This is a genomic window from Nocardia sp. NRRL WC-3656 (assembly GCF_000720265.1).
Taxonomy (GTDB): Bacteria; Actinomycetota; Actinomycetes; order Mycobacteriales; family Mycobacteriaceae; genus Nocardia; species Nocardia nova.
In genome coordinates this window covers 16,026-29,584 of the sequence record NZ_JOJF01000011.1, presented here as the reverse complement: position 1 = coordinate 29,584, position 13,559 = coordinate 16,026, and the positions used below count along the sequence as shown (strand labels likewise).

General features: G+C 70.0%; 10 protein-coding genes. 7 read left to right on the top strand and 3 right to left on the bottom strand.

Going from position 1 to position 13,559, the window contains the following annotated elements:
* Window positions 1-180 precede the first annotated feature (180 nt).
* Window positions 181-1,635: a hypothetical protein gene (locus IG65_RS0116415; RefSeq protein ID WP_051756226.1), complete on the bottom strand. Its 1,455-nt coding sequence runs from the start codon at window positions 1,633-1,635 to the stop codon at window positions 181-183.
* A gap of 82 nt (window positions 1,636-1,717) precedes the next feature.
* Here IG65_RS0116415 and IG65_RS0116410 point away from each other — a divergent pair, with 82 nt between their 5' ends.
* Complete coding sequence (locus IG65_RS0116410; protein WP_051756221.1) at window positions 1,718-2,425, top strand: hypothetical protein; 708 nt, start codon at window positions 1,718-1,720, stop codon at window positions 2,423-2,425.
* On the opposite strand, the gene IG65_RS0116405 is transcribed toward IG65_RS0116410, so the two are convergent.
* On the bottom strand, window positions 2,422-3,468 hold the full coding sequence (locus tag IG65_RS0116405) for an alpha/beta hydrolase family protein (protein WP_030515794.1): 1,047 nt from the start codon (window positions 3,466-3,468) through the stop codon (window positions 2,422-2,424). The two genes, IG65_RS0116410 and IG65_RS0116405, sit on opposite strands and share 4 nt — an antisense overlap.
* A 249-nt stretch (window positions 3,469-3,717) precedes the next feature.
* On the opposite strand from IG65_RS0116405, the gene IG65_RS0116400 reads away from it, so the two are divergent.
* From IG65_RS0116400 to IG65_RS0116390, 3 genes are read left to right on the top strand one after another with little or no spacing between them, the layout of a single operon-like run.
* Window positions 3,718-5,142, top strand: a complete 1,425-nt coding sequence (locus tag IG65_RS0116400) for a condensation domain-containing protein (RefSeq protein ID WP_030515793.1) — start codon at window positions 3,718-3,720, stop codon at window positions 5,140-5,142.
* Between the two features lie 53 nt (window positions 5,143-5,195).
* Window positions 5,196-6,704 (top strand): glycosyltransferase family 39 protein, encoded by a 1,509-nt coding sequence (locus IG65_RS0116395; RefSeq protein WP_030515792.1) that lies wholly within the window; start codon window positions 5,196-5,198, stop codon window positions 6,702-6,704.
* 10 nt (window positions 6,705-6,714) lie between these two features.
* Window positions 6,715-7,647, top strand: a complete 933-nt coding sequence (locus IG65_RS0116390) for a glucosyl-3-phosphoglycerate synthase (RefSeq protein WP_051756219.1) — start codon at window positions 6,715-6,717, stop codon at window positions 7,645-7,647.
* Here IG65_RS0116390 and IG65_RS0116385 read toward each other — a convergent pair.
* Window positions 7,622-9,691, bottom strand: a complete 2,070-nt coding sequence (locus tag IG65_RS0116385) for an acyltransferase family protein (RefSeq protein ID WP_231509242.1) — start codon at window positions 9,689-9,691, stop codon at window positions 7,622-7,624. The two genes, IG65_RS0116390 and IG65_RS0116385, sit on opposite strands and share 26 nt — an antisense overlap.
* A 200-nt stretch (window positions 9,692-9,891) precedes the next feature.
* Here IG65_RS0116385 and IG65_RS0116380 point away from each other — a divergent pair, with 200 nt between their 5' ends.
* Genes IG65_RS0116380 through IG65_RS0116370 form a run of 3 tightly spaced genes read left to right on the top strand, consistent with a single transcriptional unit; the run spans window position 9,892 to window position 13,449 of the window.
* Window positions 9,892-10,491: a TetR/AcrR family transcriptional regulator gene (locus IG65_RS0116380; protein ID WP_030515789.1), complete on the top strand. Its 600-nt coding sequence runs from the start codon at window positions 9,892-9,894 to the stop codon at window positions 10,489-10,491.
* 9 nt (window positions 10,492-10,500) lie between these two features.
* Window positions 10,501-10,965, top strand: coding sequence for a nitroreductase family deazaflavin-dependent oxidoreductase (locus IG65_RS0116375; protein WP_030515788.1), 465 nt, complete (start codon window positions 10,501-10,503; stop codon window positions 10,963-10,965).
* A gap of 60 nt (window positions 10,966-11,025) precedes the next feature.
* A complete protein-coding gene (locus IG65_RS0116370) occupies window positions 11,026-13,449 on the top strand; it encodes a beta-glucosidase (protein ID WP_231509241.1) in 2,424 nt (807 codons plus the stop codon).
* Window positions 13,450-13,559: the final 110 nt, after the last annotated feature.

Below are 13,559 nucleotides of genomic sequence, written 5' to 3'. Positions count from 1 at the left end.
GTGAGAAGCCAATGGGCCGAGCGGGTTCCGGACATCGCTGCGACTATTCGACTATGTACGTACGCATTTAGTAGACGCTCGCGCGTACATGACAACCACAGTAGCAATCTTCGAGCGATCCGAAAGAACGCAGGGGCGGGACCGGTAGCGGTCTCGCCCCTGGCGCGGTCGAATTCCCGTTCAGCTCGGTGTGATCCGGAACAGTCCGGTCGTGGTGCCCTGGTATTGCACGCGTCCCGGCGCGATCGTGCCGACCATCTGCAGGGTGTCGTGCACGGTGCTGGTGCCGATCAACCGGCTGGAATTCTCCGCGCCGCTTTCCGCGTCGATCACCACGAGGTGATAGGTGTCGATCACCGCTCCGGCGCTGCCGGTATCGATGCCGGCGATCTGATTCTTGCGGGCGACGGTGTAGATCTTGCCGTCCGCCAGTGAAAGCCGGGGGACTGCGGCGGATTTCACATCGCTACTCCATTTCCGGGTACAGCCGTTACCGTCGGCATTCACGTCGATGCGGACCATGCCGCCGGTGAAATCGGCTTTGTCCGGCTCGCTCGGACCGGCGTTGTCGGGCAGCGCCGGATAGGGATAGCCGTAGGTGCTCGCCACGAAGACGCTGTTACCCGAGCCGATCGGCGAGTTCTCGGTGCCGTTCACCGCGGGGACCGAGCAGACCTGGCGGCCGGTGCGGGTGTCGTAGACGAGCAGATTCTCCTGCGGCACCGCATTGTCGGTGATCGCCAGATAATCGGTGCCGTCACGCGGGCCGAAGAAGGTCGGACTGGCCCCGCTGCCCCAGCTGAGCTGTCCGGGTTTGCGCGCCGGGCCGCGATCGTAGGGCTGCCGCCACACCTGGTGCGGAGCGCCCGAGGCATCCGCGGTGAACAGATAGGTGGCGTGATCGGTGGTGACCGCGGTGCCCTCCGGGGCGGTCGAGATGCTGTTGTCGACGTGCTCGCCGGGCAGCGTGATCGATTGTGCGGAGCCGGTTTTCGGGTCGACCGCGCCCACCGCGCCGTTGGCGGTGGCGAACCACACCCGGCCGTCGCGATCGGGCATCAGCGAGGCGACGCTGTCGCAGCCGTTCCCGCCGCAGTGGCCGGTCACGGCGGCGCCGAGGGGCGTCGAGGAGGCGATTGCCAGCTTCCAGCCGTTGCCCTCCTTCGTATGCGCGACCCGTACCAGATTGTCGTCACCGTCGACCATCACCAAGTGGTCGGCGTTGTCCAGATACGCGTAGACCCCGCCGAGCAGTCCGCCCTTGGGCAGCGACAGCGAGGTGAGCGGCTGACCGTTGTTCGGGTCGAGCAGGAATATCTTGGGCGAACGGTCGGTGACGGTGGTGCACAACGCCTGCGGCATGCCGTCGGCGCCCTGCAGAATGGTCGGGCACGCGGCGGCCAGTTCCCGGAACTGTGCGTTCACCGCGCCGGTACCGACGCCCGGCAGCGGAGTGCTGTCGGAGGATTCCGCATCGCCGTGCATGGTGGCGGTGCCGACCGGCCCGAGATACGGATCGACCGGAGGGGGTGGGCCGAACGCGGCGTTCGCGGTTCCCGCGCCGATGGTCAGTATCGCCGCCGCGGCGGCCGCGATCGAGGTGATCGCGCCCCCGGTAAAGCCCTTACGTCGCACAAGCACTCCTCGATATGATTATTCGTATCGAATGATTCAATTATTCGTATCGCGACAGGTTAGGAGACCCCGTGCCGACTGGGTGCGGCGGCTTCCCGATCTCGGCTACGAGCCCGGTCCGGCGTTGCTGGTGCTGGGCGGGCGGCTGCGGGATCGCCTGCGTGATCACGACCGCCTCGAGGCGGAGCTGCGCCGGCTGGCCGAACGCGTGGGCTGCGGTGCCGCCCTCACGTCCATCGCGGGCAGCGAGGTCATCTTCGTCGCGGTGGCGGGCGGGCCCGGTCTGATCCCGGCCGGAATCGAGGCCGGCACCCGAATTCCCTTGCGCCCCCCGGCGGGCGCGGCCGTACTGGCCCACGCCGGCCTGCCCGCGCAACGCGCGTGGTTGCAGCAGGCGCCACCCGAGCGCCGGGCCGAATTCGAACAGGTGCTGGAAACCGTTCGCGCACTGGGATATTGCGCGTGGGGCCTGGACGCGGCCAGCCTGCCGACGCTGCGGGTGCTGGCCGAGGTGGTCGACCATCTGTCCGACCGTCCCGCGGACAAGGCGTTGCGTGAGCGGGTTCTGGCACTGCTGGCCACGATCGGCGGCGCGGCGCACAGCCGGGCCGATCTCGACAGCGATCGCGCACTGCCGATCAGCTACCTCACGGTCCCCGTCCTCGACGGCGACCGGGTGGCGATGGAAGTCCAGATCCGCCCGCTCAGTGCCGCCGTCGGTGCGGCCGAGCGCGCCGAGTACGTGCGCGAAACCGTCTCCGCCGCAAGGAGAATCGCGGCGGCGGGCTAGCGGTTCAGAGCCTGCTCGAACAGGGGCCAGGAGCGGTGTAGATCGTCCTGCCAGTACCCCCAGGAGTGGGTGCCGTTCGCGCGCAGGTCGAAGGTCGCGGGAATGTTCAACTGCGTCAGCCGGTCCCGCAGCGCGATCGCGCAGTTGTGGGTGGCGGCCTCGAGCACCCCGCCGTAGACGAGCTGCTCGATGAGTTTGCGGGTGTTGCCGTGAATTCCGGGCCCGTCCGGATTGTCCAAGGGGCCGGGAATTCCGTTGCCGGTCGAGACGTAGATCGCCAGCCCGCGCAGCCGGTCCGCGTTCACGTACGGATCGTGGGCCGCCCACAGCGGATCGTTCGGCGCACCCCACAGATTCAGCGGATCACCGCGCCAGCGCAGCACCACACCGTCGACGAACGCCTGGCCCAGCGGATCACTGGTGCGCGCGCAGCCACTGTAGGAGCCGACCGCCCGATACAACTGCGGCGCGGCCAGGGCCAGCTGGAATACCGAGGTGCCGGCCATGGAGATACCGGCCACCGCATTCGCGCCGGAGCCGTGGAAGGCCGAATCGATGATCGGCGGCAGCTCCGCGGTGAGGAAACTCGACCACTTCTGCCGGCCGAGTACGGGATCGTCGGCGCGCCAATCGGCGAAATAGCTGCCGTTGCCTCCCATCGGCGTCACGACCGTGACCTGTTTGCCGCGGAAGAAATCGACGATATCGGTCTGCTCGGGCCAGCTGCTGGCCTCCGAACCGCCGCTGGCGCCGTTGAGCAGATACAACACCGGCGCGGGAGCCGAACCGTCCGGCGCCCGAAGGACTTTCACCTCGATCTCGCGGTTCATCGCCGCGGAGTGCACCCGCAGATTCAGCATGCCGTCGGCTTCCTGCTCGACCCCGAGCAGGTGGGCGCCGTCGGCGGCTGGCTCGGCGGCGGCGGTGAGCGCGGCGATGCTCACCGGGGCGGGCGGTGGATCGTCGGCCGCCGCGGGTGCCGCGCACAGCGCCGCGGTCAGCATCGACGCCAGCAGGGCGGTGGGCAGTGAGCGGCGAATCATCCGCCTACCTCTCTCGTTCCGGCGGGACTGGACGGCGGTCAAGGTAGGCCCGCGAAGGTCGCGGTCGCAAGGTGTCGCGCCGACTGTTGGGACCGACGGCCTATCGGACTCGACCGGATCTGGGGAAGGTCACAAACTTCCACGGCGACGGTTGGCGGATCGGCGCGGGTGCCGTTGACTCGGTCCGCGTGATTCGGCGGCGCGGCCGGCGCCGGCGCGTCGTCACATCTGGACGAAACGAGGGTTTCCATGGTCGGTTTCGGTTTCTTCGACGATTGGCATCCGCAGCCCGGCAGACTGATCGCCTGGGCACCCACGTCGCAGTCGCGTGCGGCGGTCCTGGCCGCCCCGGAGCACCCGGTCGGCCCGTCGTACCAGCAGCGCGAATATCTGCGCGCGGCATATCGGCAGCGCGACAGCGGATCTCGCGCGTCCCGGCTGTGCATGATCGCCTTCGACTTTCCCAGCCCGCTGGACCGCGACGCCATGACCCGCACGATCACCGCGTTCGCCCGCCGCCACGACACGTTCTGGAGCTGGTTCTCCTGTGAACCCGGTGAGCGGATCGCGCGCCACGTCGCCGACCCGGCCGATATCGACTTCGAGCCGCGCGACTACGGCGAGATCACCGACAGCGACGCCGTCCGCGACCATGTGCAGCGCCACGCGCGCGACGTATTCGATTGGGACTGTTTCGGTTTCGGTGTGATCGACCGGGGCGACTCGTTCACCGTCTACGCGGCCGTGGACCACCTGCACACCGACGGTGTGGGGCAGGCGCTGTCGTGCGTGGATCTGCTGCTGCTCTACGGCAACGAACTGTCCGGCGGACAGGTGCCCATCGCACCGGTCGACGGGCACCTCGCCTACTGTGCGCGGGAACTGAGCTACAACGCCGAGCTCACCACCGAATCCGCGCCGGTGCAGCGCTGGCTGGAGTTGCTGATCCGCCACGGCGGCGCGGTGCCGTCGTTCCCGATGGACCTCGGCGTGGCGCCGGGCGCGAGCGGATTCACCCGCGGCGCGCAGATCACCGTGCCGCTGTTCGAGGAGGCGGAGGCACTGCGGTTCGAGCAGGTGTGCCAGGACTTCGGCGGGAAATTCCTCGGTGGCGTGTTCGCCGCGATCGCGCTCACCGAATACGAATTGACCGGCAGGGACAATTATTTCGTGTTCACGCCGGTCAACACTCGCTCCACTCCGGGGGAGCAGGGGGCGATCGGCTGGTACACCAGTCTGGTGCCGGTCGCGGTGGCGGTGCGGCCGGAAGAGACGTTCACCTCGCTGGTGGGTCGCGCCCAGGCTCAGGCCGATGCGGCCAAGGAGCTGGCACAGGTGTGCGTGCACCGGGTGCTGGAGCTGGCCGCCGACGATCCGCGCATCCACACCCGGCTCGGCTTCTCCGCGCCGATGGTCTCCTACGTGGATGTGCGGCGGATGGCGGGCGCGGAGATGTTCGACCGCATCAACGGCGGACTGTACGGCAACCGGGCCAGTTCCAGCGAGGTCTACCTGTGGATCAACCGCTTCCCCGACGTCACGCAGCTGAGCATGGTGTTCCCGGATACTCCGCGTGCGCACGAGGCCGTGGCGCACTACCTTTCCACGCTGACGAAACTGTGCCGCGATATCGCTCTGACCGGCACCGAACGGGTCGATGCCGCATTACTGTGACACCTCGGATCGCGCCGGGCCATCGACCGGCGAGGTGCGCGCTGAAAGGCCCTGTGCTGGAGGCGGTCTCACGGTACAGAGCGGCGGTCTGGGTCGGCGTGGTCGCGGTGCTCACCGCGGCGATCCTCGTGGCCCGGGCCGCGCGGTACGACTGGTTCGGCGACGAGTTGTACTTCGTCGCCGCCGGATATCATCCGGCCGCCGGATACGTCGATCAGGGACCGCTCGTTCCGCTGCTCGCCCGTGCCGCGCATGCTGTCGCGCCCGATTCCCCGACCGTGCTGCGACTGCCGGCCATTCTGGCCGGGGTGGCGGCGATCGTCGTCACCGCGGCGCTGGCGCGGGAGTTCGGCGGCGGCCGCGCCGCGCGGATTCTCGCCGCGATCGGGTATGCCTGCTGCCCATATGTGGTCACTCAGACCGCGTCGCTGTCGACATTCGCTCTCGACAGTACGGCCGTCGCCGTTCTCACCTGGCTGTCGGCGCGCTGGATGCGGACCCGAGCGGACCGGTTGCTGCTGATCGCGGGAGTGGTCGCGGCGATCGATCTGCAGGTGAAACTGCTGTTGCCCGTCGTCGTGGCCGCCCTCGCCCTCGGCATCGCCTGCTGCGGACCGCGTGAGCTCGTGCGCCGGCCCGCGCTGTGGGCCGCCGCCGCCATCGCGGCCGTGTCGGCGGCGCCCGCGCTGCTGTGGCAAGAGCGCCACGGCTGGCCGCAGCTGGCCATGGGGGCGGTGATCCGCGACGAGCAGCGTGCCGCGACGGGCGGCACGGCCGGATTGCCGGTGCAGCTGGTGACCATGGTCGGATTGCTGGGTGTGGTGCTGATCGGATGTGCCGCTTACGGTTTCGCGACTCGCCGGTTGCGTGACCACCACTTCCTGGCGGTTGCCACCTGCGTCGTGGTGCTGTTCGTGGCCGTCACCGGCGGGCGCCCCTACTACGTCGCCGGGCTGCTGCCGATGCTGTTCGCGGCGGGCGCCTGTGTGCTGGCCGAGCGGTTTCCGGTGCGATGGTCGCGAGCCACCGCGTTCACCGCCGCGACGGTGTCGATCGTCATCGCGCTCGCGGTGGTGCTGCTGTTGCCGTCCGGCAGCCCGCCGCGACCGGTGACCACGCGCGCCGAATTATCCACGCGCATGCGGGTTTCGGGGACTACGGGCTGGGACACCCTCGTCGCCGGCGCGGCGCTGGCCGTCGAACGAGCCGGTCCGGATCACGCCCGGACCGCGATACTGACCCGGACCTATTGGCAGGCCGCGGCGCTGGATCGTTTCGGGCCGCCCGGACTGCCGCCGGTCTACAGTCCCGATCGCGGTTTCGCGGAGTTCGGCCGCCCGCCACCCGGCACCACCACGATCATCTACGTCGATACCGACACCGCCGAAATGCGTTTGCGCCGAACGTTTTTTACCGTCGAGCCACTTGTGCGCCTCGACGATCCGCGCGGGTTCCCCGGTATCGACGCCCATGTGACCATCTGGCGGTGCGCCGGGCCGCGCGACGCCTGGGCGCGGCTGTGGCCGGAGCTGACGACCGACATTCTGGACCCGGGTATCTGAGGAGATATCGATGACCTATGCCGCACCCGCCGCCGGAACCGCTTCTCCCGCACACGATGTCGGCGTGGACGACCTGATCCGGGCCAAAGGCGACCGGACCGTGTCGGTCGTGATCCCGGCCCTGAACGAGCGCGCCACCATCACGGGAGTGATCGGTTCGATCCGGCATCTGATCGGCGGACTCGTCGACGAACTGGTCGTCGTGGACTCCGGCTCGACCGACGACACCATCGCCCGCGCCCGCGCCGCGGGTGCGAGTGCGGTGTACACCCGCGAGGAGGCACTGCCGGGAGTGCCGGTGCGGGCCGGCAAGGGGGAGGTGCTGTGGCGGTCACTGGCGGTGACGACCGGCGATATCGTCGTATTCATCGATTCCGACCTGCACGATCCCGACCCGGGCTTCGTGCCCGCGCTGGTGGCGCCGTTGCTGCGGGATCCGGGCATTCAGCTGGTGAAAGGGTTCTATCGCCGGCCGCTCGGCGACGATCCGCACGGCGACACCGACGGCGGCGGGCGGGTGACCCAGCTGGTGGCCCGGCCGTTGCTGACCGCGCTCGCTCCCGAGGTGGCCGATGTGCGGCAGCCGCTCGGCGGTGAATACGCCGCCACCCGCACACTGCTCACCGCGGTTCCGTTCGCGCCCGGTTACGGCGTCGAGATCGGCATCCTGCTCGACACCCTGCACCGCTACGGTCGCGCGGCGATCGACGAGGTCGATCTGGGGATCCGGATTCATCGCAATCGGCCGACCCACGAACTGGCCGTAATGAGCCGTCAGATCATCGCGACCCTGCTCGCGCGCCTCGACATTCCCGATTCGGGGGTGGGGCTGACTCAGTTCCGGCCCGAGGCGGCGGGGTGGCGGCGGGTGACGAGTCCGGTGTCGTCGGCCGAGCGTCCACCGCTGGCCTCGCTGTTCACCACCAACCCAGCAGGGGGCTGAGCTGCCGGCCGAGTTCGGGGGCCAGCGACCGCGCGAAGCTCGCGGTGAAGTGGTGTTCGTCGTGGTAGACGAGGATATTGCCGATCTCCACCGGGCAGACGTCGCGTTCGCAGACGGCGTCGGTGAGGTCGATGGGGAAGACGTTCGGGAAGGCGGCGGCCGCGTCGAGGGCCGGGTTGACCGGTGAGAGCGCATCGGCGCGGTGCATACCGCAGCTGATCCGATCGCCGTGGCGGGCGAGACAGTCGATGGCGCGATAGCGCACACCGTCGAGACGCAGCCACGGGGTGTCGCGGATCGCGATCACCCGGATGCCCTTGTCGGACAACGCCTTCCATACGTCCTGGTAGTCGGGCGGGGTTTCGTCGCCGCCCGCGTCGACCGGCCGGGTGCCGGTGGTGAACACCCACTCGGGCCGCTCGTTGCCCAGCAGGTCGATCACCTCGTGCGACCAGTCGCGGCAGTCCGGATTCGGTTCGCCCTTGTACATGGCGTTCTGATCGAGAGTGAGCGGACAGCCCATCTTCAGATGCACCAGGATCTTGAAATGGTGTTGCTCGGCCAGCTGCTGCAGCGCCGGCATCCAGTGCTCGGCGTGGGAGTTGCCGACCACGGCCAGCGTGTGCTGGGCATCGGCCGGCCCGTAGGTGCAGCTGACGACCTCGCGGTGATCCCAGTCGGCGATACATCCGTCGACGGTCGGGCGGGGTAGTTCCGCCGGCGCCTCGTACAGCGTCGGCCGCATGCGCGCCTGCGGTACCGACGCGCCGCCGACCAGTGCCTCGGCGCCGGGATACTGCACCGGGTCGAGGGCGCCCACCGCCCGCGGCGGATGAGTCTGCACGACCGCGCTCCAGGTGACCGCCGCGGAGGCGACCACCGCCGCCGTCACCGACAGGGCGACTCCGGCGGTGCGGCGATACCGGGGGCCGAACGCCGGCGCGGCGGTCTCCTGCCGGGCGCGCAGGCGCAGCGGCTGCTCGATATAGCGATGGGTGAGGTAGGCCAGCCCCAAGGACACCGCGATCACCGCCGCGCCGCCGGCGACCCCGGCGCGGGAGCCGCCGCGTTCGGCGAGCAGGAAGATCAGCAACGGCCAATGCCACAGATACAGCGAATAGGCCAGGTCGCCGAGCCGGACCAGGGGAGGCGAGGCCAGCAGCCGGGTCAGCCGCGGCTGTTCCTCGGCGGCCACCCCGGCGCCGGCGAGGATCAGCGCCACGGCCGCACCGACCGGTAGCAGCGCCGGCGGGCCGGGGAACTGATTCGCCCCGTCGGTGATCCAGCCGCCCACCGCGACGACCAGCAGGCCCGCGGCCGCCAGCACCGCGCGCAGCACCCGCGGCACGCGCAGCGAGGCGGCGGCCAGTGCCAATCCGGCGCCGACCAGTAGTTCCCACGCCCGCGCGGCGCTGTCGTAGTAGTTCCAGCCCTGATGGGTCGCCGAACCCTGCGCGGCGTACAGGAACGAGGCGAGCGCGGCGACCACGATCACCGCGGCCAGCGCCGGGCGCATCGCGCGCTCGCGCCCGAGTCGCCGGCACACCCATACCGTGGCGGCCACCACGAGCAGGGCCGCGAGGTAATACTGCCCCTGCACCGACATCGACCACAGGTGTTGCAGGGGGCTCACCGACGGATCGGCGGCCAGATAGTCCGACCAGGTCGTCGCCAGCCGCCAGTTCTGGTAGTACAGCAGCGAGGCCAGGGTCTGGCCGGCCAGATCACCCCACTGCGTGTACGGCCGCAGCGTGACGGTCGCGACCACGACGGCGCCGAGCACCACCACGAGCGCGGGCAACAGCCGGCGGGCGGTGCGCCGCAGAGTGACGCCGATACCGACCTCACCGCTCGACTCGGCCCGGCGCAGCAGCGAGCCGGTGAAGAAATAGCCCGACAGCACCAGGAAGATGTCCACCCCGCCCGACACCCGGCCGAACCAGATGTGGAACACCACCACCAGCGCGATGGCCAGTCCGCGCAATCCGTCCAGGTCCCGGCGGTAGCCGAGCGCTCGCGCGCGATCGACGGCCGCCTCCGTCATCGTCGCGGGCATGGCGGCGCGGCGGTGTAGAGGGGATGAACGGAAGGGGTGCATGACACGACAATTCCCTATCACACCGTCCTGACCCGGGACCAACTCCGCGAGCGTGGCGTACGGCGGGTCGACGGCCTCTTGTGAAGGTTCCCACCGTCGCGGTACAGTTTGGTCATTCGCCCAAGGCGAACGACCAAGGAGGTGCGTTGATCACCGCGGAAGAACAGGGCCGCGAGACGCGGGCCCGGCTGATGGACGCCGCGACGGAACTGATCGCCGAACGCGGCTGGGGAGCGGTGACGACCAGGCTCGTCGCCGAACGGGCCGGGGTGCGGGCCGGGCTGGTGCACTATCACTTCCGATCGGTGGACGACCTGTTGATCGACGCGGCGCTGCGGATGATGCGGCGGCTGGTCGACGACGTGCCCACCGACCTGCTCGGCGACACCGCGGCCGGCATCACCGCACTGCTGTCGCTGATCGGCGGCTACGACGACACCGACACCGATACCCGGGTGTTCAGCGAGATGCTGCTCGCCGCCACCCGGTACGAACGGCTGCGCGCGGGCCTGGCCGCCGTACTCGCCGAATTCCGCGCCGCGATTGCCGCCCGGCTGCGCGCCGACGAATCCGTCCCCGATCCGGAGGCGACCGCGGTCGTGCTGGTGGCCGCGCTGGACGGCCTGGTTCTGCATCGGCTCATCGACCCCGGAACCCGCGCACTCGACCTCGGGACGCCGCTGCTGCGGATCGCGGGCGTGCGGGGCGACTCGGGCGACGAGCGGCCCCGGTTCACTGTCGACTAGGAGATCACCATGGCATTCGCCGAATTCGCCGCCGGGCTGGGTGCGCGGGCACTGCACACCAGGATCCTGGTCCGCGCCCCGATCGGGCTGTATCGCGCGGGTCTCGGATTCGTCTTCGGGCAGCGGCTGCTGATGATGGAACATATCGGCCGCACGAGCGGCGCGAAGCGGCACGTGGTGCTGGAGGTGGTCGACCACCCGGGGCCCCGCGAGTACGTCATCGTGTCCGGCTTCGGCACGCGCGCCCAGTGGTACCGCAACATCCAGGCCGACTCGAACGTCCGGCTGTGGGTCGGCACCCAGCGCGCGGTACCCGCGACGGCTACGGCGATGACCGAGGCCGAATCGGCGGCGGCGCTCGCGCACTACATCCACGACCACCCCCGGGCCTGGCAGAACCTGCGCGCGGTGATCGAACGAGCGACCGGCGCGCCGGTCGACACGCTGCCGATGGTCCGGTTGCGGTTGCGCTAACCCCGACGCGCGCCGGGTGATACGGCGCCGACCCGCCGATATCCCGTAGCGTCGAGGCCGATGCGCAGTCGAGACGAAACGGGGCAGCCGATGCACGACCGGATCGAGCAGCTGGCAACGCAATTGGATCCGGCGGCCGAACTACGACTCATCTCCGGAGCCGGAATGTTCCGTCTGGCCGGGGATTCCGCGATCGGCCTCGCCGAGATGCCGGTATCCGACGGGCCCTCGGGTGTGCGCGGCGAGAACTGGGACGAACGTGATCCCTCGGTGAGCCTGCCGTCGGGAACCGCGCTGGCCGCCACCTGGGACCGGGACCTGCTCACCGAGATCGGGGCCCTGATCGCGGCGCAGGCCCGGCAGAAGAACGTCTACGCCGTCCTCGGGCCCACCGTGAACCTGCACCGATCTCCGCTCGGCGGAAGACATTTCGAATGCTTCTCCGAGGACCCGATGCTGACCGCGGAGATGGCGGCCGCGTATGTGCGTGCGGTGCAGGCACACGGCGTCGCCGCCTGCCCGAAACACTTCGTGGCCAACGATTCCGAGACGGACCGGTTCACCGTCGACGTCCGCGTCGCCGCGCGCGCCCTGCACGAGCTGTACCTGTATCCGTTCGAACGCGCGGTGCAGGCCGGGGCGTGGATGGTGATGGCCGCGTACAACAGTGTCGACGGCATCACCATGACCGAATCGCCGCTGCTGGACGAACCCCTCAAGGGCAGTTGGGGATTCGACGGCGTGGTCGTCTCCGACTGGACCGCCGTGCGCAGTACCGAAGGCGCCGCGCGCGGCACCGACCTTTGCATGCCGGGCCCGTCGCCGCTGTGGGGTCCGGCCCTCGCCGACGCGCTCGCGGCCGGCACCGTGCCGAAGTCCGCGATCGACGACAAGGTCCGGCGCATCCTGCGCTTCGCCGATCGCGTCGGCGCCCTGTCCCCGCACGAGCCCGAGCCGGTGCCCGACTTCACCGCCACACAGGCCCACGATCTGGTGCGCCGCGCCGCCGCGGCCGCGATGGTGCTCGTGCACAACGACGGTGTGCTGCCGCTACCGCCGCAGGCCTCGGTGGCGTTGCTGGGGCCCGCCGCCGCGCAGCCGCGGTACATGGGCGGCGGCAGCGCGACCGTGATCCCCGACCACACCGTCACGCCGGTCGAGGGTCTGTCGGCGGTGCTGCCGGTCACCCACACCCCGGGGGTGCGCACCGGTGACGATCTGATACCTGTGCCGCTGGACCTGGTCACCGACCCGGCCACCGGGACACCGGGGCTGTGCCTGCGCTATCTGGACGGGGAGCGTGTCCTCGACACCCAGCACCGCACGGCGGGCCGGCTGGTGCTGTTCGGTGATCCGCACGCGGCTGCCGCGTCGGCGATCGAACTGCGTGCGCGACTGCGCGCCGATGTGGCGGGCGAGTGGCAGCTCGGTGTCGCGGCGCTCGGTCATTGTGTGGTGGAGCTCGACGGCGCGACCGTGATCGACACCGATATCGCGTTCGAGGGCTCGGATCCCGTTGCGGCACTGCTGGATCCGCCGCAACGCTGCGTGGCGCGCGAACTCGCGGCCGGCCAGGAGGTCGACGTCCGGATCACGGTCGGATCGGGTGCGTCGGCGGCCGCGGGGCTGGGCATGATCCTGGGCGTCGGGTTGGTCGTGGCGCGGCCGGAACGCGCGCCCGAGGAGGAATTCGCCGCGGCGGTCGAGGCCGCGCGCCGGGCCGAGGTGGCCGTGGTGGTCGTCGGTACCACCGAACAGCTGGAGAGTGAGGGGCGCGACCGGACCACCCTCGCGCTGCCCGGCCGTCAGAACGACCTGGTCGCCGCGGTCGCCGCCGTCAATCCGCGCACCGTGGTGGTCGTGAATTCCGGTGCTCCCGTGGAGATGCCGTGGCGTGACGACGTGGCCGCGGTGCTGCTGTCCTGGTTCCCCGGTCAGGAATTCGGCGCCGCACTGGCCGACGTGCTGACCGGCGCGGCCGAACCCGGCGGCCGGTTGCCGACCACCTGGCCGAAGGAACTCGCCGACGTGCCGGTCCGCGACACCACCCCGGCCGCCGACGGCACCCTGACCTACGACGAGGGCGTGCACATCGGCTACCGCGCCTGGCTGCGGGCCGGTGTGCAACCGGCGTATCCGTTCGGCCACGGACTCGGCTACACCGTGTGGGAGCTGAGCGATCTCGCGGTGGACGGCCACGACGTCGAGGTGACCGCGGCCAATATCGGCGAGCGGACCGGTAAGCAGGTCGTCCAGGTCTATCTGTCCCGTGAGGACAGTGCGATCGAGCGGCCGGTGCGATGGCTGGCCGCGTTCGCCAGCGTCACCGCCGAACCGGGCGGGGTGCGCCGGGTGCGAATTTCGCTGCCGCAGCGAGCCTTTCAGCACTGGACCGACGCGGGCTGGGACACCGAACCCGGTCCGTTCACCGTGCACGTCGGCACCTCGGTGATCGCACTGCCGCTGACCGCGCCCATCGAGTAACCCGGCCCGGTGGGGAAATCGGGGCTGGCGTACTGGACGAGTGACCAGTAATCTCCGGTGCACACGGTTGGAGGAGGCGGTCGCAGCGTGGCGGCCGGAATCGAAGGAGC

Excerpts from the sequence above, each read along its gene's own strand:
- IG65_RS0116370 (WP_231509241.1), top strand. The coding sequence starts at position 11,026 with ATGCGCAGTCGAGACGAAACGGGGCAGCCGATGCACGACCGGATCGAG.
- IG65_RS0116375 (WP_030515788.1), top strand. The coding sequence starts at position 10,501 with ATGGCATTCGCCGAATTCGCCGCCGGGCTGGGTGCGCGGGCACTGCAC.
- IG65_RS0116405 (WP_030515794.1), bottom strand. The coding sequence starts at position 3,468 with ATGATTCGCCGCTCACTGCCCACCGCCCTGCTGGCGTCGATGCTGACC.
- IG65_RS0116400 (WP_030515793.1), top strand. The coding sequence starts at position 3,718 with ATGGTCGGTTTCGGTTTCTTCGACGATTGGCATCCGCAGCCCGGCAGA.
- IG65_RS0116390 (WP_051756219.1), top strand. The coding sequence starts at position 6,715 with ATGACCTATGCCGCACCCGCCGCCGGAACCGCTTCTCCCGCACACGAT.
- IG65_RS0116385 (WP_231509242.1), bottom strand. The coding sequence starts at position 9,691 with ATGACGGAGGCGGCCGTCGATCGCGCGCGAGCGCTCGGCTACCGCCGG.